Annotated in this window: 20 protein-coding genes; 11 read left to right on the top strand and 9 right to left on the bottom strand. The window is 69.8% G+C overall.

What is annotated here, in order from left to right; all coding sequences use genetic code 11:
• The first annotated feature begins 147 nt into the window (after positions 1-147).
• The 5 genes from fabG (at position 148) to ACFYXH_RS26325 (ending at position 4,771) form a co-directional block, all read left to right on the top strand.
• Positions 148-909 (top strand): 3-oxoacyl-ACP reductase FabG, encoded by a 762-nt coding sequence (gene fabG / locus ACFYXH_RS26345; protein ID WP_389567590.1) that lies wholly within the window; start codon positions 148-150, stop codon positions 907-909.
• Between the two features lie 17 nt (positions 910-926).
• Positions 927-1,688, top strand: a complete 762-nt coding sequence (locus ACFYXH_RS26340; RefSeq protein WP_389567588.1) for an SDR family oxidoreductase — start codon at positions 927-929, stop codon at positions 1,686-1,688.
• A gap of 127 nt (positions 1,689-1,815) precedes the next feature.
• Complete coding sequence (locus tag ACFYXH_RS26335) at positions 1,816-3,396, top strand: ABC transporter substrate-binding protein (protein WP_389567586.1); 1,581 nt, start codon at positions 1,816-1,818, stop codon at positions 3,394-3,396.
• Between the two features lie 68 nt (positions 3,397-3,464).
• Positions 3,465-4,148 (top strand): uracil-DNA glycosylase, encoded by a 684-nt coding sequence (locus tag ACFYXH_RS26330; protein WP_389567583.1) that lies wholly within the window; start codon positions 3,465-3,467, stop codon positions 4,146-4,148.
• A gap of 149 nt (positions 4,149-4,297) precedes the next feature.
• The gene (locus tag ACFYXH_RS26325; RefSeq protein ID WP_389567581.1) at positions 4,298-4,771 is read left to right on the top strand and encodes a hypothetical protein; all 474 of its coding nucleotides are present in this window, start codon (positions 4,298-4,300) and stop codon (positions 4,769-4,771) included.
• A gap of 551 nt (positions 4,772-5,322) precedes the next feature.
• Here the strand turns inward: ACFYXH_RS26325 and ACFYXH_RS26320 are convergent.
• Positions 5,323-5,832: a DinB family protein gene (locus ACFYXH_RS26320; RefSeq protein WP_389567579.1), complete on the bottom strand. Its 510-nt coding sequence runs from the start codon at positions 5,830-5,832 to the stop codon at positions 5,323-5,325.
• A gap of 40 nt (positions 5,833-5,872) precedes the next feature.
• The gene (locus tag ACFYXH_RS26315; protein ID WP_389567577.1) at positions 5,873-6,466 is read right to left on the bottom strand and encodes a TetR/AcrR family transcriptional regulator; all 594 of its coding nucleotides are present in this window, start codon (positions 6,464-6,466) and stop codon (positions 5,873-5,875) included.
• Between the two features lie 114 nt (positions 6,467-6,580).
• Between ACFYXH_RS26315 and ACFYXH_RS26310 the strand changes: the two genes are divergently transcribed.
• Together ACFYXH_RS26310 and ACFYXH_RS26305 are read left to right on the top strand one after the other, a co-directional pair.
• Complete coding sequence (locus ACFYXH_RS26310; protein WP_389567575.1) at positions 6,581-7,816, top strand: FAD-dependent monooxygenase; 1,236 nt, start codon at positions 6,581-6,583, stop codon at positions 7,814-7,816.
• Positions 7,813-8,718, top strand: coding sequence for a Gfo/Idh/MocA family protein (locus tag ACFYXH_RS26305; RefSeq protein WP_389567572.1), 906 nt, complete (start codon positions 7,813-7,815; stop codon positions 8,716-8,718). The genes ACFYXH_RS26310 and ACFYXH_RS26305 overlap by 4 nt, the downstream gene beginning before the upstream one ends.
• Here ACFYXH_RS26305 and lnt read toward each other — a convergent pair.
• Together lnt and ACFYXH_RS26295 are read right to left on the bottom strand one after the other, a co-directional pair.
• Entirely contained in the window at positions 8,642-10,279 is a 1,638-nt protein-coding gene (gene lnt, locus ACFYXH_RS26300; protein WP_389567569.1) for an apolipoprotein N-acyltransferase, read from the bottom strand. The genes ACFYXH_RS26305 and lnt overlap by 77 nt on opposite strands.
• Positions 10,280-10,373: 94 nt before the next feature.
• Entirely contained in the window at positions 10,374-10,832 is a 459-nt protein-coding gene (locus ACFYXH_RS26295) for a nuclear transport factor 2 family protein (RefSeq protein ID WP_327322130.1), read from the bottom strand.
• A 145-nt stretch (positions 10,833-10,977) separates the two neighbouring features.
• Here ACFYXH_RS26295 and ACFYXH_RS26290 point away from each other — a divergent pair, with 145 nt between their 5' ends.
• Positions 10,978-11,592: a flavin reductase family protein gene (locus tag ACFYXH_RS26290; RefSeq protein WP_389567566.1), complete on the top strand. Its 615-nt coding sequence runs from the start codon at positions 10,978-10,980 to the stop codon at positions 11,590-11,592.
• Between the two features lie 18 nt (positions 11,593-11,610).
• Here the strand turns inward: ACFYXH_RS26290 and ACFYXH_RS26285 are convergent, their stop codons facing one another.
• The 5 genes from ACFYXH_RS26285 to ACFYXH_RS26265 form a co-directional block, all read right to left on the bottom strand.
• Positions 11,611-12,768 (bottom strand): methyltransferase, encoded by a 1,158-nt coding sequence (locus ACFYXH_RS26285; RefSeq protein ID WP_389567563.1) that lies wholly within the window; start codon positions 12,766-12,768, stop codon positions 11,611-11,613.
• A gap of 28 nt (positions 12,769-12,796) precedes the next feature.
• Positions 12,797-13,012, bottom strand: coding sequence for a hypothetical protein (locus ACFYXH_RS26280; RefSeq protein WP_385311026.1), 216 nt, complete (start codon positions 13,010-13,012; stop codon positions 12,797-12,799).
• Between the two features lie 57 nt (positions 13,013-13,069).
• Complete coding sequence (locus ACFYXH_RS26275) at positions 13,070-13,243, bottom strand: hypothetical protein (RefSeq protein ID WP_389567560.1); 174 nt, start codon at positions 13,241-13,243, stop codon at positions 13,070-13,072.
• A gap of 54 nt (positions 13,244-13,297) precedes the next feature.
• On the bottom strand, positions 13,298-14,173 hold the full coding sequence (locus tag ACFYXH_RS26270) for an undecaprenyl-diphosphate phosphatase (RefSeq protein ID WP_389567558.1): 876 nt from the start codon (positions 14,171-14,173) through the stop codon (positions 13,298-13,300).
• A gap of 139 nt (positions 14,174-14,312) precedes the next feature.
• On the bottom strand, positions 14,313-15,092 hold the full coding sequence (locus tag ACFYXH_RS26265; RefSeq protein ID WP_389567555.1) for a TVP38/TMEM64 family protein: 780 nt from the start codon (positions 15,090-15,092) through the stop codon (positions 14,313-14,315).
• A 536-nt stretch (positions 15,093-15,628) separates the two neighbouring features.
• On the opposite strand from ACFYXH_RS26265, the gene tuf reads away from it, so the two are divergent.
• The 3 genes from tuf (at position 15,629) to ACFYXH_RS26250 (ending at position 18,553) form a co-directional block, all read left to right on the top strand.
• Positions 15,629-16,798, top strand: coding sequence for an elongation factor Tu (tuf, locus tag ACFYXH_RS26260; RefSeq protein WP_389567552.1), 1,170 nt, complete (start codon positions 15,629-15,631; stop codon positions 16,796-16,798).
• Between the two features lie 65 nt (positions 16,799-16,863).
• Positions 16,864-17,703, top strand: a complete 840-nt coding sequence (locus ACFYXH_RS26255; protein WP_389567549.1) for a patatin-like phospholipase family protein — start codon at positions 16,864-16,866, stop codon at positions 17,701-17,703.
• A 4-nt stretch (positions 17,704-17,707) separates the two neighbouring features.
• Positions 17,708-18,553 carry a spermidine synthase gene (locus ACFYXH_RS26250; RefSeq protein WP_389567547.1) on the top strand — a complete coding sequence of 282 codons (846 nt, stop codon included), beginning with the start codon at positions 17,708-17,710 and terminating at the stop codon, positions 18,551-18,553.
• Positions 18,554-18,756: the final 203 nt, after the last annotated feature.

The raw sequence follows: 18,756 nt of genomic DNA, 5'->3' as shown, positions 1-18,756 counted from the left end.
GTGACATGCGCCGTTGGTCCCCGGTGCCGTTGACACCGCGTGCCAGGGCTTCTAGCGTCTCGACTGCTGAAGGTACTAAGCGGTCGCTCAGCGATCGAGGGCCGACGGCAGAGGGTTTCCAGAGTTTCCAGGGCGAGGAGAACCAGCATGTCCACCACCGAGCAGCGCGTCGCCGTCGTGACCGGGGGCGCGCGCGGGATTGGCGCCGCCACCGCGGTACGGCTGGCGGCGGAAGGCCGCGCTGTAGCCGTGCTCGACCTCGACGAGGCGGCCTGCAAGGACACCGTCGAGAAGATCACCGCGGCGGGCGGCAAGGCCCTCGCGGTCGGCTGTGACGTGTCCGACAGCGCCCAGGTGGAGGCCGCCGTGGCGCGCGTCGCCGCCGAGCTCGGCGCGCCCACGATCCTCGTCAACAACGCGGGGGTGCTGCGCGACAACCTGCTCTTCAAGATGAGCGAGTCCGACTGGGACATCGTGATGAATGTGCACCTCAAGGGCGCGTTCCTGATGGCCAAGGCCTGTCAGAAGCACATGGTGGACGCGGGATTCGGCCGTATCGTCTCGCTCTCCTCCAGCTCGGCGCTCGGCAACCGCGGCCAGGCCAACTACTCCGCCGTCAAGGCCGGTCTGCAGGGCCTCACCAAGACCCTCGCCAAGGAGCTCGGCAAGTTCGGCATCACCGCCAACGCCGTCGCCCCCGGATTCATCGTCACCGAGATGACGGCCCAGACGGCCGCCCGCGTCGGCATGGGCTTTGAGGAGTTCCAGGCCGCCGCCGCCACCCAGATCCCGGTCCAGCGCGTCGGATGGCCCGAGGACATCGCCAACGCCATCGCCTTCTTCACGGGCGAGGAGGCCGGCTTTGTCTCCGGCCAGGTCATGTACGTGGCCGGCGGACCGCTCAACTGAATCGGGAGACGACGAACATGACCGCAGAGGTACAGGACAGCGGAAAGGTCGCCCTGGTCACGGGCGCGAGCCGCGGTATCGGTTACGGCATCGCGGAGGCGCTCGTCGCCCGCGGCGACCGGGTGTGCATCACCGGCCGAGGTGAGGACGCGCTCAAGGAGGCCGTGGAGCAGCTCGGCTCGGACCGGGTGATCGCCGTCGCGGGCAAGGCCCATGACGAGGCCCACCAGGCGGCCGCCGTCGCGCGCACCATGGAGGCGTTCGGCCGCGTCGACTTCCTGGTCAACAACGCCGGCACGAATCCGGTCTTCGGCCCGATCGCCGAGCTCGACCTGAATGTGGCGCGCAAGGTCTTCGAGACCAATGTGATCTCGGCGCTCGGCTTCGCGCAGCAGACCTGGAAGGCCTGGCAGAAGGAGAACGGCGGTGCGATCGTGAACATCGCCTCGGTCGCCGGCATCTCCGCCTCGCCCTTCATCGGCGCGTACGGCATGAGCAAGGCGGCCATGGTCAATCTGACCCTGCAGCTCGCGCACGAGTTCGCCCCGGTCGTACGGGTCAACGCGATCGCGCCCGCAGTGATCAAGACCAAGTTCGCCCAGGCGCTCTACGAGGGCCGTGAGGCGGAGGCGGCCGCGGCCTACCCGCTGGGCCGGCTCGGAGTGCCGGAGGACATCGGCGGAGCGGCCGCTTTCCTCACCTCCGAACAGTCGGACTGGATTACAGGGCAGACACTGGTGGTCGATGGGGGTATCTTCCTGAATGCCGGTGTGCACTGACGCACACAGAGGCGCACTGAGCCGGTTTGTTCCTGATTGAGCCAAGTGCCCCGCCGGGCCACCAGGTTGACCCGGCGGGGCGCTGCGGTATGGTCGGCCGACCCATGGCTGAACGAGGAGCGTGCACGTGTTCTACCGGACCTGTCTGCAGGCCGCTGCAGCCCTAGCGTCCATATCTCTGCTGGCCGGATGCAGCCTGTTTTCGGGTGAGAGCACCGAGCGCGAGCAGAAGATTACGGTCGGTACGATGAGTGAGCCCACCACTCTCGATCCGGCCGCAGCCTGGGACGGCTCATGGGAATTGCTGAGCAATGTCTTCCAGACGCTGGTCAGCTTCCCGTCCGGCGTCACAACGCCGCAGCCCGACGCCGCGCAATCCTGCCGCTTCACCAACCCCAGCAACAAGGTCTTCGAGTGCGAGCTGAAGCCCGGCCTTGCCTTCTCCAACGGTGACAAGCTCGACGCGGCGGCGGTCAAGTATTCCATCGAGCGGATCCAGAAGATCGATGCGAAGGGTGGCCCCAACGGTTTGCTCGGCTCTCTCGGCAAGGTCGAGACCGCCGGCGACCGCATCGTGAAGTTCAGCCTCAAGACGGCGGACGCCACGTTCCCGTTCATCCTGGCCACGCCCGCCATGTCCATCGTCCCGCCCAAGGAGTACCCGGCGGACAAGCTCCGCGAGGACGGCGGGCTGACCGGTTCGGGGCCGTACGTCCTGAATTCGTACAAGAAGGGCGACCGGGCAGAGCTGACGAAGAACTCCGAGTACAAAGGGTTCGCCAAGCTCAAGAACGACGCCGTCGACATCCGCTACTTCCAGGACTCCGACGTGATGGTCGGAGCCCTCAAGAAGAAGGAGATCGACGCGATCTACCGTGGTCTGACCGCGGCGGAGGTCGTCAAGTTTCAGACGAAGCAGCCGGAGTACGACCGCCTCCAGCTCGTCGAGACGGTCGGCGCCGACATCCGCTACCTCGTCTTCAACTCCAAGGACCCCATGGCGGGCAAGCTCGCCGTACGCCGTGCGATCGCCCAGGTCATCGACCGCGACGCGCTGGTCGCCAAGGTCTACCAGGGCACGGCCGAGCCGCTGTACTCCATGGTCCCCAAGGGCATTTTCGGCCACACCACCGAGTTGTTCGACCGCTATGGCGAGCCGGATGTGAACAAGGCGCGGGCCATCCTCAAGGACGCCGGCATCACCAAGCCGGTGCCGCTGACGTTCGGGTACTCCTCCGACCGTTACGGCTCCGCCTCCAAGCCCGAGTTCGCCGAGCTCAAGCGGCAGCTCGACGCCTCCGGCCTGTTCAAGATCACGGTGGAGGGCAAACCCGAGAAGGACTTCCAGAAGGCCTACAAGGCCGGCGAGTACCCCGTCTTCGGACGCGGCTGGTTCCCCGACTTCCCGGACCCCGACAACTTTGTGGCGCCGTTCGTCGGCGAGAAGAACGCGCTCAGCATTCCGTACCAGAGCCCCGAGATCACCGACCAGCTGCTGCCCGCGTCCCGGCGCGAGAGTGACCGCGGTGCGGTGACCAAGGAGTTCGAGCGGGCGCAGGAGATCTTCGGCGACGATGTTCGGCTGCTGCCGCTGTGGCAGGGCAAGATGTACGTCGCCTCCAGCGAGGAGATCGGCGGCGGCGAACTCGCGATCAACCCGCAGACGTTCATGCAGATGTGGCAGCTGTACCGCAAGGCCAGCTGGTAGACCCCGTTGTCAGTGGCCCCCGGTAGGTTCTGTGGTCGAGAACTGATCGCATTCCGGAGGTTGTTGACGTGACCGACACCGACATGCTGCCCGAGTCCTGGCGCGGCGTCCTCGGCGAAGAGCTGGAGAAGCCGTACTTCAAGGAGCTCACCGAGTTCGTCGAGGAGGAGCGGGCCAAGGGGCCGGTCTATCCGCCGCGCGAGGAGGTCTTCGCCGCCCTCGACGCGACGCCGTACGACCGCGTCAAGGTCCTGGTCCTCGGCCAGGATCCGTACCACGGAGAAGGGCAGGGGCACGGCCTCTGCTTCTCCGTGCGGCCGGGCGTCAAGACCCCGCCCTCCCTGCGGAACATCTATAAGGAGATGAAGGAGGAGCTGGGCCACCCCATCCCGGACAACGGCTACCTGATGCCGTGGGCCGAGCAGGGTGTTCTGCTGCTCAACGCGGTGCTGACGGTGCGGGCCGGCGAGGCCAACTCCCACAAGGGCAAGGGGTGGGAGAAGGTGACGGACGCGGTGATCAGCGCCGTTGCCTCCCGGCCCGACCCGGCAGTGTTCGTCCTCTGGGGCAACTACGCGCAGAAGAAGCTGCCGCTGATCGACGAGGAGCGGCATGTGGTGGTGAAGGGTGCGCACCCCTCGCCTCTGTCCGCGAAGAAGTTCTTCGGCTCCCGTCCGTTCACGCAGATCAATGAGGCGGTCGCGGCCCAGGGACACGAGCCCATCGACTGGCGGATCCCGGACCTCGGCTGAGCGTTCGCGCACCCGGCTGACAGGCTCGGGCGGGTGCCCGAGCCTGTGCGGCAATGTCAGTGGCGGCGGCTAGCGTCGTGATCTGTGGCGTCAGCGCAAGCGGCTGACGCCGCGGGTCGCAATTCGCCGCACGGACGTGGGAGGCCGCAGTGATGGAGCAGCAGGAGGCGTCGGGGGACGCCGTCATGACCCGGATCGGGCAAGCGATCATGCTGCTGCACGGCGGGGACCGCGAGGAGGCACGCAATCGTTTCGGCGCGCTCTGGTCGGAGATCGGCGAGGCCGGTGATCCACTCCACCGCTGCACGCTCGCGCACTACATGGCGGACACCCAGGACGACCCCGGCGACGAGCTCGCCTGGGACCTGCGGGCGCTGTCGGCGGCCGAGGGTCTGAGCGACGAGCGGCTGGCCCAGCGCCAGGAGGCGCTCGCGGTGCGGGCCTTCTTTCCCTCGCTGCATCTCAATCTCGCGGCCGACTATGTGAAGCTGCAGCGCCCCGAGGCCGCGCGGGTCCATCTCGACCGGGCGCGCGCGGCGACGGATGCTCTGGGGGACGACGGATACGAAAACGGCGTCCGTGCCGCTATCGACCGGCTGGAGCGCGGACTGCGCGGCGAGTGAGGCTCAATTCCCGTACATCTCGCGGCAGATCCGGGCCTGCGGGCTGTCGGGCGGCAACCGGCCGTACTCCTGGCCCAAGGCGCAGATGTCGGGCCGGGCGGCCGGCAGGACCGGTGGTACAGGCGCCGGGGCGGGCGGCTTCACGGTCCGGGGTTTCGGCGGCCGCGGCCTTGGCCGCACGCGCGGCACATGTCCGATGGCGGGCGGCGACGGGGGAGCGGTGGTCCCGGCCGGAGGCGACCCGGCCGCAGAAGGGGGCTCAAGGACCTCGCGGGCCGGGCCCTGCACAATCTGCGGCTCCACGACCTGCGCCGGGCGGCCGACCGGCGCAGGCGGGGGTGCGGGCGGGCGCGGCGGCTCGACGGCAACACAGCCGGTGACGGCCCAGGCGGCCACTCCTACCAGGACCTTTGCGGCGGTTCTTGTTCGGTGCACCCGCGCAACTCTGCTGTGCGCGGGGGCACGTTCACCGGCGTACCGGCACATAATGGCCCGCACGGGTGACGCCGGTCAGTTGCCGGTGATGTGCCGTCGGCCGGCGTTCTTCGCTGTTATTCGCCGGTCGCGCCGTCGATCCGCTCGCGGAGAAGGTCGGCGTGGCCGTTGTGGCGCGCGTACTCCTCGATCATGTGCGTCATGATCCACCGCAGGTTGAAGGTCTCCCCACTGCGGTGCTTGCCCGTACCCACATCGTCGAGCGTCCGGGAGGCGGCGAGCTCACGGGCCCGTACGATCTCGGCCTGCCAGGCCGCGTGCGCCTCGGCATAGGTGTCCTGCTCCGTGGCGTGGAAGTCGCCGTCGCGGTCGTCGTTGGAGTAGAGGTACTCGACGCCTTCCCCGGCCAGGATGTTGCGGAACCAGCCCCGCTCGACCTCCGCCATGTGCCGTACGAGTCCGAGCAGCGAGATCTCGGAGGGCGGCACGGACAGCTGCCGCAGCTGCTCGTCGTTCAGGCCGGCGCACTTCATTTCCAGGGTCTCGCGGTGGTATTCGAGCCAGCCCTCCAACATGTCTCGCTCGCCCGCGGTGGTGGACGGTTCGGTGCGTTCAGGTGTCGTCATGGCGATCATCCTGAACCACGCGACGCGGTGCCGCCAGGGCTTATCCGCCGAGCATCCCCCGCAGTTGCTCACGGAATCCGGTGCGCAGCTCCGCCGGTTCCGGGACGGCCGCGTGGTACGACCCCGCCGCGCAGGAGAACATCAACCCCTCGCACCAGGCCGCCAACGACAGTGCGTGGCGCTCCGGTTCGGTGGAGCCTGCCGCGGCCATCAGCGCTTTGAGCGGCTCGCGGAACTGGCTGCCGGTCGCGTCGTAGAACTCTCGCAGCTCCGGCCGGCGGGTGGCCTCGAGGGCCAGTTCGTAGCGGGAGACGAGCAGTTCGCGATGGCGGGTCAGATAACGGTGCAGTGCGAGCGCGAGTGCGTCGACCAGGCCGTCCATGCCGCCGTCCGGTACAGGCAAGCCGTCCGGGGTCAGGACGGCCGCCTCACGCTCCGCCAGCCGTCGTACCGCGGTTTCGAGGAGCGCCTGCCGGGTGCGCGCGTAGTTGGACGTCGAGCCCTGCGGGAGCCCGGCGGCCTCGTCCACCGCCCGGTGGGTGAGCCCGCGCATCCCGCGCTCGGCGAGCAGTCTCAGCGCGGCGTCGGCGATCAGTTCGGCACGGGAGGTGCTCGTGGGGGTGCGTGCGGCCATGAGCTCAACCTACCGCTTCAACTACATCTGTAGTACGGTGAGCGTGTTACTACAGATGTAGTGACCGCATCAGGTGGCACGTGCGGCAGTGCTTCAACGCATCGAGGAGGCGTCATGCCCGGACCACGAGCCGTTGTCATCGGAAGCGGAATCGGCGGACTGACCGCCGCCGTGGCCCTGCGCCTGTCCGGCTGGCAGGTCACCGTCCTGGAGCGCGCCGCATCCCTTGAACCGGTCGGCGCCGGCATCGGCCTCGCCCCCAACGCCCAGCGCGCCCTCGACGTCATCGGCCTCGGCGACGACATCCGTGACATGGCCGCCTGGCAGGGCGACGGAGGTATGCGTGATCCGGGCGGCCGCTGGCTCTCGCGTACGAACAGCGCCGCCGCGGCCGAACGCTTCGGCGGACCACTGGTCCTGGTCCACCGCGCCACCCTGATCGAGCGGATCGCCTCCCGGTTGCCCGCCGACGCTGTGCGCACCGGCAGTCCCGCCGCGCTCGCCGACCCGGGAGTCGTCGGCGGCCGCCCGGCCCGGGTCACCACGCCAGGTGGAGAGATCGAGGCCGACCTGGTCGTCGGTGCCGAGGGCATCAACTCCGCCGTACGCCGGGTCCTCTTCCCCGAGCACCCCGGACCTTCGTACTCCGGATTCACCACCTGGCGCGTGGTCGTCCCCGCGCCCGACCTGCCCTTCGCACCCCACGAGACCTGGGGATCCGGCGCACTCTGGGGCACCCAGCCGCTCAAGGACGGCCGGATCTACGCGTACGCGGCGGCTGTCGCCCCTGCCGGAGCCCGCGCGGCGGACGACGAGAAGGCCGAGCTGCTGCGCCGCTTCGGCTCCTGGCACGACCCGATCCCCGCGATCATCACGGCCGCCGAACCCGACCTCGTACTGCGCAACGACGTCCACCACCTCATCGAGCCGTTGCCGGCCTTCCACCGGGGCCGCACCGTGCTCCTGGGAGACGCCGCCCACGCCATGGCCCCCACCCTCGGTCAGGGCGGCAACCAGGCCATCGAGGACGGCATCGTCCTCGCCCACCACGTGGCGCCCGAGGGCGACCTGGCCGCCGGCCTCGCCGCATACAGCGCCGAGCGGCTGCCGCGCACCGCCGCCGTCGTCCGCAAGTCCGCGCAGATCGCCAGGCTGATGTCCCTGACCAGCACTCCGGCCGTCGCGGTGCGCAACACCCTGATGTCCGCGGTCTCCCGGCTCGGCCCGGGCCTCGTCCTGCGGACTTTCGACGGCATCGCCGACTGGCAGCCGCCGCAGCGCACGTATGCTGCCGGAGCACAGGACGTACCAGAAGCACAATCGGCACAGCGCCAAGGGAGGCCCCTGTGAAGGTCGGCTGCATCGGGCTCGGCGACATCGCGCAGAAGGCCTATCTGCCGGTTCTCACCACCCTGCCCGGGGTGGAACTGCATCTGCAGACCCGCACACCGGCCACCCTGTCACGGGTCGCCGAGACCCATCACATCCCCGCCGAGCGGTGCCACACGGACCTCGGCTCCCTCCTCGCCGAGGACCTGGACGCCGCCTTCGTGCACGCTCCGACCTCCACCCACGCCGAGATCGTCACCCGGCTCCTGGAGGCCGGCGTGGCGACATACGTCGACAAACCGCTCGCGTACGAACTGGCCGACTCCGAGCGCCTGGTGGGCCTCGCCGAGGAGCGCGGCACCAGCCTGGCCGTCGGCTTCAACCGCCGTCTCGCGCCCGGCTACGCCCAGTGCCTGGAGCACCCGCGCGAGCTGATCCTGATGCAGAAGAACCGTGTCGGCCTCGCCGAGGACCCGCGCACCCTCGTCCTCGACGACTTCATCCATGTCGTCGACACACTGCGCTTCCTGGTCCCGGGACCGGTCGACCACACCGACGTAAGGGCGCGGATCGTCGACGGACTGATGCACCATGTCGTGCTGCAGCTGTCCGGCGACGGATTCACCGCCATCGGGACGATGAACCGTAAGAGCGGCTCCACCGAGGAGATCCTCGAGGTGTCGGGACAGGACACCAAGCGGGAGGTCCGCAACCTCGCGGAGATCGTCGACCACAAGGGTCAGCCGAGCGTACGGCGGCGCGGCGACTGGGTGCCCGTCGCCAGGCAGCGCGGCATCGAGCAGTCGGTGTTCTCCTTCCTCGACGCCGTACGGGCCGGAAAACTGCTCACCGCGCACGATGCGCTGCGGACTCATGAGCTGTGTGAACGGGTGGTGCGGCAAGCCCTGGAGCAGGCCGCCTGAGGGCCCGCGTACCCTCGGTGGCGCACACGGCCGCGAGGACGGCGAGCGCTGCGTAGACCGGCCAGTCGCCGAACCTGACATACAGCGTCGTGCCGCCCGCCAGCGGGACGTCGTAGAAGGCGCTGGTGCTGCTGTCCGTACCGATCAGGCCGCCGACCCGGTCGCCGCCGGGACCGTACACCGCACTGACGCCGGTGAGCGTCGCATGAACCATCGGACGCCCGCTCTCCGCCGCCCGCAGCGCCGCCAGCGAGGCGTGCTGTTCCGGCGCCCAACTCCCCTGGAACGACGAGGTCGCCGACTGCGCGATCAGCAGCTGCGCGCCGTCCCGGGTGAGCCGCCGGCTCATATCGGGGAACGCCGACTCGAAGCAGACCAGCGGCCCGAGCCGCAGTCCGCCCTCCCCGGCGCCCGGCAGCACCATCACCACCGGGCGGCTGCCGCGCAGCCGGTCCTCGCCCGCGGCCTTGCCCACCGAGGTCGCCCAGCCCAGCAGCGTACGGGCCGGTATGTACTCACCGAAGGGGACCAGCCGCATCTTGTCGTAGCGGTCGCCCGTCGGACCCTGCGGACCGACGAGGACAGAGCTCTTGAAGATTCCGGCCCGGCCCGAGGGATCCTCGCGCCGGGCGTCCACATTGACCAGCACGTCGGCGCCGACGGCGCGCGAGAGCACGGCGATCCGTGCCGCGAGATCGGGACGTTCGCGCAGATCCGCGCCGACACTGCTCTCGCCCCAGACCACCAGATCGACGTCCTGGCCCGCCAGTTGACGGGTGAGCTCCTCGCTGCGGGCGAAGCGTCGGTCGACGCTGCCGATGCCGTCGACGACCCCCGGCTGCACGATCGCGATCCGGGCCCGGCCCGACTGCTCCGGGTGCGGGGCCCACATCCAGACCGCGGTTGTGGTGAGCGCGCAGACGACGCCTCCGCCCACCGCCGCCGTACGGGCCTTCGGCACCGCCACCAGCACGGTGAACGCCGTATTCACCGCGAGCACCAACAGGCTCACCAGCCACACGCCACCCACCGACGCGAGCCGTAGAGCAGGAGATACCTCCCACTGACTGGCTCCAAGCAGACCCCAGGGGCCGCCCAAACCCTCCCAGGACCGGGCCAGTTCGATCATGAGCCAGCCCGAGGGGACAGCGGCGAGGGCAGCGGCTGCGCGGGCCGGCGACGGCGTCCCGCCGAGCAGCCGCTGCACCAGCCACCCCCACGGCGCCCACATCAGCCCGAGCAGCGCCGCCAGCACCACGATGAACACATGCAGACTCGGCACCAGCCAGTGGTGCACGGCAATCATGAAACCGATGCCGCCCAGCCAACCGTCGACCGCCGCACGGCGAGCTGTGGGCGCGGACCGGACGAGGAGCATCCACGGCACCAGCGCGATATACGCGAACCACCACAGGGACGGCTCAGGGAAGGCGAGCACCGGCAGTGCCCCGGCCGCCACCGCGGCCGCGCCGCGCCACCAGCGAGACGACAGCTTCTGCCGCGGGCGCTCCCACCGATCGCGCCCGTCGCACAGCTCCCGCCGGGCGCCCGGAATCCGCATGCCGCGCCTCCTCGTCCTGCCTCGAAGGGCCCGCGGGCAGTGTCCCCTCCAGTGTGCGGGAGCGGGACCGGCACCGACAGTGCGCCACGGTGTGTCAGCTCCCGGCGAGTGCCCCGACGGCCCGCCGCCACTTCTCGTGGATCACCACGGTGCGCAGCCGCCAGCCTGCGTCCGTACGCAGCAGGCTGAAGGCATACCGTCCGCCGGAGACGAAGTCGTCGCCCGACTCCAGCCGCATCGGGTTCACATAGTCGGCCTGCACCTCGGCACGGTCGCCCGGATAGCCGCCCAGGTCCTGGATGTGCAGCCGCCGGTTGACGATGAGGTGCTGGCGTACGGGAAAGAGCCGCATTGTCTCCGCCATCCAGTCGGCGACCTCGGCGGCCGGGCCCTCGATACCGCCCGAGCTGCGGTAGTCCGCGCGCCCTTCGTGTGTGAACAGAGCCCGGTAGGCACCCCAGTCGGCATCGTCCACGGCCACCGCGTAACTGGTGATCAATTCATCGATGGTCAGCCGGTCCATCACGGTCGCGAGATCCACGCGCTGCGTCATCCGGTCAGTTTCGGGCAGCGCGGGCCTTACGCCAAGGGCTGTGCACGCCAGTCACCCGCTCTTGGTCAGCAAACGGTCGATCTCCGTCAGTTCGGCGGACCCTCGCGGACCCACGGATCCTCGCGTCGCCCGCCATACTGCCGCCATGCGCATCGACTACGACCCTGCCCAGTGCGACCGCGACACGTTCTACCGGCTGCTCACCGCCACCGTCGTCCCGAGGCCGATCGCCTGGGTCTCCACCACGTCCGCGGAGGGAACCGACAACCTCGCCCCGCACTCGTTCTTCACCATCTCCTGCGTATCGCCGCCGGTCGTGCAGTTCACCTCGGTCGGCCGTAAGGACTCGCTGCGCAATATCGAGGACACCGGCGCCTTCGTGGTCAACTTCGCGCCCGAACCGCTCTTCGAGCAGATCAATGCGACGGCCACCGACTTCCCGCGCGGTATCAGCGAGTTCGACGCGGTCGGCGTCGCCCGGGAGGCGAGCCTGCGCGTGAAGCCGCCGCGCGTCGCGGCCTCACCGGTGGCGCTCGAGTGCGAGCTGCACAGCACCGTACTGCTGGGCGACTCGACCGTCGTCTTCGGCCGGGTGGTGCACGCGGCGATCAGCGAGGACGTCATGGCGGACGGGCACCCGGAGGTGACGAGGCTCGCGCCGCTCACCCGGCTGGGCAAGAACGAGTGGGGCACGTTCGGCGGCGTACGCGAGATCGCCCGTGTCCCCTACGAGCAGTGGCAGGAGGACGCGGCCCGATGACCGGGCCGACCGCGTCCGTCAGCGTTTGACCGCTCGCAGGACGACGAACTTCGGGTCGCTCGCGACGACTTCGCAGTTGCCGAAGAGGCGGCGCAGCTTCGCGTGGTAGCCGAGGTGGCGGTTGCCGATGACCCACAGCTCCCCTCCTGGACGCAGCACACGGCGCGATCCGCCGAACATCCGGCGGGCCGTCGCGTCCGTCGTCGCCTGGTGCGAGTGGAACGGCGGATTGTTCAGCACCAGGTCCACGGTCCCGTCCGGCACACCGCAGAGCCCGTCGCCCACCACGAACTCCGCCTTGGCGTCCGAAGCAATGTTCTCCCGGTAGGTGGCCTCGGCCGAGGCCACCGCGGAGAACGACTCGTCTACGAACGTCACCGCGGCCTCCGGATTGGCCAGCGCGGCGGCCGTGCCGATCACCCCGTTGCCGCAGCCCAGATCCACAACCCGCTCGGCGCCGCGGCGCTCCGGCAGGCTGCGGAGAAAGAATCTCGTACCGATGTCGAGGCGCTCGGCGCAGAAGATGCCCGCGTGGTTGGTGACCTTCCGGCCCGCGAGCGCGCCGACATCGGCGGGCAGCGCGTACTGCAGCGGCCAGGGGCTGGGGACCCGGGCGAGCTGCGGATCGGGCGTACAGAAGATCAGCCGCGCTTTCTTCACCGCCAGTGATGTCCGGGTCGGACCGAGGATCCGCTCGAAGAGCTTCAGCGTGGAGGTGTGGATCTCGGCGACCATCCCCGTACCGATGACGACGGTGTCCGGGTGGACAGCGGGCGCGAGACGGTGCAGCTGGTCCTCCAGCAGCGCGAGACTCTTGGGCACCCGGATCAGCAGTACGTCGATCCGCTCCGGCGGCAGCTCCCTGACCGACAGCAGCCGCACCGAGTCCGGGTCGATTCCGTTACGCGCCAGATTCGCCCGGGTCGCCTGCTGGCCGAGGAAGGAGTCGGTGATCTGTACGGGACGGTGCTCCGCGAGCGAGGTGACCAGGGCGCCCCACCGGTCGCCGACGACGACCACGGTGCCGGAGAGGTCCGTGGGCCCGGCGTCGTCGATCCCCTTGAGCCGCCGGAGAAGGTACTCATCGGCCGCGGACCAGGCCCGGAGCTGGTCGCGAGGATCCTCGGGAAAGCGGGCGACGTCGAACTCGCCCCATGACGTCGTCAAACGGTTCATTGTGCGCTCAGGCTAGCCGAGTGATTCCTCAAGCCGCGTACCCCTGGTGCGCGCGGCCGCCGCGCCATTCGACGAGGTGGGGGTCGTCGAGGATCATGTCCGCGTCCTCGAGCCCGGCCCGCCGCAGGAACTCGATGAGGTCCTTGTCGCTGTGTGCGAGGCCGACGATCTCTCCGCGCACGGTGACACGCCGCCCGCCTCCGGGAGAGGGCGGATCCACGACGATCGGTGCCTGCCAGGCCATGTCCCCAGAGTGCCCCGGTGCCGCCGGGACCGCAGGTCGAGGGGTACGGGTCCGCATTCAGGCGGCGGGCTGGACGTCCTCGAGCGCCGCCGCGGCCCACTCCACCACGAGTGCCTCGTACTCCTGCCGCCGGTCGTCGGGGAGCTCCCCGTCCGCCCACAGCTCACGGATCCGGGTGTTCAGCTCGGTGGCGGACATCGCAGTTTCCGACTCGCGGGGAGAGGGGGACATGCCCACCAAGGTACGGCCTCGGTATGACAGCCGTCTTCACCGCGACCGGAGGCGTCAACCGGCCGACTCACCCGCGTGCGGGCTCAGCGTATCCGTGCCGACCAGGATGAACAGCACGATTCCCAGCAGGATCCGGTAGATCACGAACGGCATGAAACTCTTCGTAGTGATGAACTTCATGAACCACGCGATCACCGCGTAGCCCACCGCGAAGGCAATGATCGTCGCGAAGATCGTCTGCGGCCAGGACACATGCCCGCCCTGGCTCGCGTCCTTCAGCTCGAAGACGCCGGAGGCCAGGACGGCCGGGATGGCCAGCAGGAACGAATAGCGTGCCGCCGCCTCACGGGTGTAGCCCATCAGCAGACCACCGCTGATCGTGGCGCCCGAGCGGGAGACGCCGGGGATCAGGGCCATCGCCTGGCAGACGCCGTAGATCAGACCGTCCTTGACGCTCAGCTCCTGGAGGGTCTTGCGCTCCTTGCTGGCGCGGTGCTTGCCGCCCGCCTCGTCACGGGCGGCCAGACGGTCGGCGATGCCGAGGACGATGCCCATCACGATCAGGGTCGTTGCGATCAGCCGCAGATCACGGAAAGGGCCCTCGATCTGGTCCTTGAATGTGACGCCGAGCACACCGATCGGGATCGAGCCGACGATGACGAGCCAGCCCATCTGGGCGTCGTGATCACTGCGCATCTCTTTGTTCATCAGCGAACGGGACCAGGCGGAGATGATCCGGACGATGTCCTTGCGGAAGTAGATGAGGACAGCAGTCTCCGTGCCGATCTGGGTGATGGCCGTGAACGCCGCGCCCGGGTCGTGCCAGCCGGCGAACGCGGCCGTGAGCCGCAGATGCGCGCTGGAGGAGATCGGAAGGAACTCGGTCAGCCCCTGGACGAGCCCGAGGATGAATGATTCGAACCAAGACATCGAAAACTACGCCACCCAAGAAATGATCACAGTCAGACGGCGCGTAGCGTTCCCGATCATGCGCCAGTTGTGAGGCAGCGTAGCGTCCTCGGGTGAACCGGAATGCCGCAGCCCCTGTGGGATCCCAGTGGGGGCACCCTCAGTTGGCGCCCGGCCCCGTCCGCAGCGACGCTTCCGGGGCGGCTTCGCCCGTGGCTCGGTGGTCTTCAGCGGTAGCCGTGCCACGCAGCCCGTGGCGCTTGCGCCAGGCGACCACGGCCGCGCCCGCCCCGGTCAGCACGATGAAACCCATCGCGATCAGGAACGCCGGTGACGTCGGCGAACCCGCCCGGCTGCCCGCCACCACATACGCCGCTGTGTTCGGGACCGAGCCAAGGCCCGTCGCCAGCAGGAAAGGCATGTAGCCCATGCGGGACACGGCCGCGCAGTAGTTGGCCGCGGCGAACGGCACACCCGGGAAGAGCCTCAGCGCCAGCATCGAACGGAAGCCGTGCCGGCTCAGTTGACTGTCGGCAGCCTTCAGCCAGCGGCCCCGCAGCAGCGGCCGCAGCGCGTCCTGGCCCAGCACCCGGCCGAGCGTGAACGCGATACCTGCCCCCAGCACCGTCCCGGCCAGCGCCGAGACGAAACCGGCCTGCGAGCCGAAGAGCGCTCCCGCCGCAAGGTTCAGCAGCGGCCTCGGTACGAACGCCGCCGTGCACGCCCCGTACGCGACACCGAACATCACGACCGCGGCGCCGCCGCTCACCTGCGGCGGCCAGCCTGCCGAGAGCAGCCGCTGCGGCTCGTACAGCACCACCGTCACCGCCGCCGCGGCCAGTACGGCCACGAGCAGCGACAGCCGCGACCACGGCGAGAACAGCGCCCTGGTACAGCGGATGGCGAGGCCGGCGGACGGCCTGGGGACGGGCTCGAGCATCCGGGGAGACTAACCGACACAGGGATGTGATCGCCGTAATGTGAGCCTGATGAGCCCGGGCTGCTCGTCCGGCTTGCTGCCGGTCGTCCGCCGGCCCGTCGTCACAGTCACCCGGTGGGACACCGTCGACGCGCCCGCCTCGCACGTCGTCGGCCCGCCGGTGATCCGGACGCGGTGAGCGACTTCGTCCACGGCGCCCGCGACCGGCTCTCGCCACTGTCTGTCCGAGAAGCCACGAAGCACCTGTGACCTGCTGAACTCCCGTACGCGGAAAACCATTCGACGCGGCCACGGCCGTAGGCGAATATCAACGACATGTTCCGGTACGCCTTCCTCGCAGCGCCGTCCGCAGTCGCGGACGCGCCGAAGGCTGCCGCATTCCCCGCAGCGGTCGCAGCCGCTGCCGCAGCGCCCCTCGACGGCGCCCGAAGCTGACCCTTCCCGGATCGTCCGGCGGACCCCACAGGGGGAGGGTCGGCAAGGCCAAGGGGTCCCATTCACGCTTCGAGTTCCGAGGAAGACCGAGGGAATCAGCCATGCCCAAGACGGCATACGTACGCACCAAGCCGCACCTCAACATCGGCACCATGGGCCACGTCGACCACGGCAAGACCACGCTGACCGCCGCCATCACCAAGGTCCTCGCCGAGCGCGGGACCGGCACCTTCGTGCCCTTCGACCGGATCGACCGGGCCCCCGAGGAGGCCCTGCGCGGCATCACCATCAACATCGCGCACGTCGAGTACGAGACCGACACCCGGCACTACGCGCATGTGGACATGCCCGGCCATGCCGACTACGTCAAGAACATGGTGACGGGAGCCGCCCAGCTGGACGGGGCGATCCTCGTCGTCTCCGCGCTCGACGGCGTCATGCCGCAGACCGCCGAGCATGTCCTGCTCGCCCGCCAGGTGGGCGTCGACCACATCGTCGTCGCCCTCAACAAGGCGGACGCGGGCGACGACGAGCTCACCGACCTGGTGGAGCTGGAGGTCCGCGAGCTGCTGACGGCCAATGGCTACGGAGGTGACGCCGCACCGGTCGTCAGGGTCTCCGGGCTGAAGGCGCTGGAGGGCGACCCCCGCTGGACCGCCGCCGTCGATGCGCTGCTCGACGCCGTCGACACCTATGTGCCGATGCCCGTCAGGTACACGGACGCGCCGTTCCTGCTCCCGGTGGAGAACGTCCTCACCATCACCGGGCGAGGCACGGTCGTCACCGGGGCCGTCGAGCGCGGCACCGTCCGCGTCGGCGACCGGGTACAGGTACTCGGCGCGGACACAGAGACGGTGGTCACCGGGCTCGAGACCTTCGGCAAGCCGATGGAGTCGGCGGAGGCAGGCGACAACGTCGCGCTGCTGCTGCGCGGGATGCCACGGGACGCGGTGCGCCGCGGCCATGTGGTGGCCGCGCCCGGCAGCGTCGTACCGAGCCGCCGCTTCACCGCGCAGGTGTACGTGCTGTCGGCGCGGGAAGGCGGCCGCACCACGCCGGTCTCCACCGGCTATCGGCCGCAGTTCTACATCCGCACGGCGGACGTCGTCGGCGATGTCGACCTCGGCGAGACGGCCGTCGCGCGTCCCGGCGACACGGTCACCATGACCGTCGAGCTGGGCCGTGACGTGCCGCTGGAGGCCGGGCTCGGCTTCGCGATCCGCGAGGGCGGCCGCACCGTCGGCGCCGGCACGGTGACCGAGCTGGTCTGACCTGCCGTGCCCGCCTCCCGTAACCCACGGGAGGCGGGCACGGTGCTGTGCGCCAGACTGACCGGATGGCAGACACGGCACTGGTACTCGGAGCGGGCGGAATCACCGGCGTGGGCTGGGAGTTCGGGATTCTGCACGGACTCGCCGAGGCGGGAGTGGACCTCTCCACCGCCGACCTCGTCATCGGCAGCTCTGCCGGTTCGGTCGTCGGCGCGCAGCTCATGTCCGGGAAACTGGGCATCGCCGAGCTGTACGAGCGTCAACTCGCCGCCCCTGACGGGGAGATCGGCGGCCGGCTCGCTCTGCCGCTGCTCACGTACGTCCTGGCCATCCTCACCTCCCGTACGCCCGAGGCGTACGGCCGAAAGCTCGGCCGGACGGCGCTCGCCGCCGACACCGTCGACGAAGCCGCGCGGCGCGAGGTGATCGCCGGGCGGCTCGTCTCGCACGCATGGCCCGGGCGCCGACTGCTCGTGACCGCGGTCGATGCCGTCACGGGCGAGCTGAGGGCCTACGACAAGGAGAGCGGTGTGCCGCTGGTGGACGCTGTTGCGGCCAGCTGCGCCATCCCCGGTGTCTGGCCGCCCGTGACCATCGACGGCCGCAGGTGGATCGACGGGGGAGTGCATTCCACGGCGAACGCGCATCTCGCCGCCGGATACGAGCGGGTCGTCGTCATCGCGCCCATCGCCTCCGGCAACAAGGTGGTCGTCTCGCCGCGCGCCCAGGCCGCCCGGCTCGCCGCCGCCGGCGCCCGTGTCGAGGTCATCACCCCGGACGCCGCTGCCAGGAAGGTCTTCGGGCGTCACCTGAGCGACCCCGCTCTCCGGGCGCCCGCCGCCCGCGCGGGGCTGGCCCAGGCCGCCGCGCACGTCGAGGCCGTCGCCGCACTCTGGGCACAATGAGAGTGTGAACGAGCAGATACCCGTCATCCGCGATGTCGACGGAGGCACCGCCAGGCTCATGCCCGATGTGGACCGGGAACGGGCCTGGCTGCTGACCGTCGACGGCGCGCCCCAGTCCTACGTCGACCTGGACGCGCCCACGCATCTGGAGTTCGAGTACGTACGGCGGCTCGCCCATGTCGTCGACTCCGTCGCGGACGACGGAGTTCCGCTCGATCTGCTCCACCTGGGAGGCGGGGCACTGACCCTGCCCCGCTATGTGGCCGGGGCCCGGCCCGGCTCGCGCCAGCACGTGGTGGAGGCCGACCATGGGCTGCTGGCGCTGGTCGCAGAGCGGCTGCCGCTGCCGGAAGGATCGGGTATCGAGGTGCACGGGGCGGACGCGCGCACCTGGGTCGAAGCGGCTCCTGAGGACTCGGCGGATGTGCTGATCGCCGATGTCTTCGGCGGTTCCCGGGTGCCCGCCCATCTCACCTCGGTCGAGTACGCGCGCGCGGCGGAACGGGTGCTGCGGCCGGACGGTATCTACGCCGCCAACCTCGCCGACGGCGCACCCTTTGCCTTCCTCCGCTCCCAACTGGCCACCTTCGCAGCCGTGTTCGAGGAGCTCGCGCTGATCGCCGAACCGGCCGTACTTCGCGGCCGCCGCTTCGGCAACGCTGTGCTGCTCGCCTCGCACGCTCCCATCGACACGGCGGACCTGGCGCGCCGTACCGCTTCCGACGCCTTCCCGGCCCGGGTCGAGCACGGCCCGTCGCTGAAGCGGCTCATCGGGGACGCGACGGCGGTACGGGACGCCGACGCGGTGGCCTCACCCGAGCCGCCCGACGGCGCCTTCAGTATCGGCTGAGGGCGTCGGTGCTGCCGCTGCGACCCTGCTTCGACGATGAGGCATGCCGGGGCATGAAGCCCCCAAGGCCCGTCGAGGAGCCGCACCTGGGCACGGCGCGGCCGGGCCCGCGGCGATGATCAATTGAGTGGCTCAAGGTTGAATAGCGCGGGGCTGATCAAAGGCCGCGTGGTGCCTAATCACTCCGCAGGAAAAGTGTCTCG

The sequence above is a fragment of the Streptomyces sp. NPDC002730 genome (assembly GCF_042888805.1).
Taxonomy (GTDB): domain Bacteria; phylum Actinomycetota; class Actinomycetes; order Streptomycetales; family Streptomycetaceae; genus Streptomyces.
The sequence above is the reverse complement of the archived record's forward strand: the minus strand, read 5'-3'. Positions and strand labels throughout refer to the sequence as shown.

What these genes read in the sequence shown, in the direction of transcription:
- ACFYXH_RS26270 (WP_389567558.1), bottom strand. Translation starts at nt 14,173, where the DNA reads ATGTCTTGGTTCGAATCATTCATCCTCGGGCTCGTCCAGGGGCTGACC.
- ACFYXH_RS26340 (WP_389567588.1), top strand. Translation starts at nt 927, where the DNA reads ATGACCGCAGAGGTACAGGACAGCGGAAAGGTCGCCCTGGTCACGGGC.
- ACFYXH_RS26315 (WP_389567577.1), bottom strand. Translation starts at nt 6,466, where the DNA reads ATGGCCGCACGCACCCCCACGAGCACCTCCCGTGCCGAACTGATCGCC.
- ACFYXH_RS26320 (WP_389567579.1), bottom strand. Translation starts at nt 5,832, where the DNA reads ATGACGACACCTGAACGCACCGAACCGTCCACCACCGCGGGCGAGCGA.
- ACFYXH_RS26290 (WP_389567566.1), top strand. Translation starts at nt 10,978, where the DNA reads ATGCGCATCGACTACGACCCTGCCCAGTGCGACCGCGACACGTTCTAC.
- ACFYXH_RS26295 (WP_327322130.1), bottom strand. Translation starts at nt 10,832, where the DNA reads ATGACGCAGCGCGTGGATCTCGCGACCGTGATGGACCGGCTGACCATC.
- fabG (WP_389567590.1), top strand. Translation starts at nt 148, where the DNA reads ATGTCCACCACCGAGCAGCGCGTCGCCGTCGTGACCGGGGGCGCGCGC.
- lnt (WP_389567569.1), bottom strand. Translation starts at nt 10,279, where the DNA reads ATGCGGATTCCGGGCGCCCGGCGGGAGCTGTGCGACGGGCGCGATCGG.
- ACFYXH_RS26255 (WP_389567549.1), top strand. Translation starts at nt 16,864, where the DNA reads ATGGCAGACACGGCACTGGTACTCGGAGCGGGCGGAATCACCGGCGTG.
- ACFYXH_RS26310 (WP_389567575.1), top strand. Translation starts at nt 6,581, where the DNA reads ATGCCCGGACCACGAGCCGTTGTCATCGGAAGCGGAATCGGCGGACTG.
- ACFYXH_RS26265 (WP_389567555.1), bottom strand. Translation starts at nt 15,092, where the DNA reads ATGCTCGAGCCCGTCCCCAGGCCGTCCGCCGGCCTCGCCATCCGCTGT.
- tuf (WP_389567552.1), top strand. Translation starts at nt 15,629, where the DNA reads ATGCCCAAGACGGCATACGTACGCACCAAGCCGCACCTCAACATCGGC.
- ACFYXH_RS26275 (WP_389567560.1), bottom strand. Translation starts at nt 13,243, where the DNA reads ATGTCCCCCTCTCCCCGCGAGTCGGAAACTGCGATGTCCGCCACCGAG.
- ACFYXH_RS26285 (WP_389567563.1), bottom strand. Translation starts at nt 12,768, where the DNA reads ATGAACCGTTTGACGACGTCATGGGGCGAGTTCGACGTCGCCCGCTTT.
- ACFYXH_RS26280 (WP_385311026.1), bottom strand. Translation starts at nt 13,012, where the DNA reads ATGGCCTGGCAGGCACCGATCGTCGTGGATCCGCCCTCTCCCGGAGGC.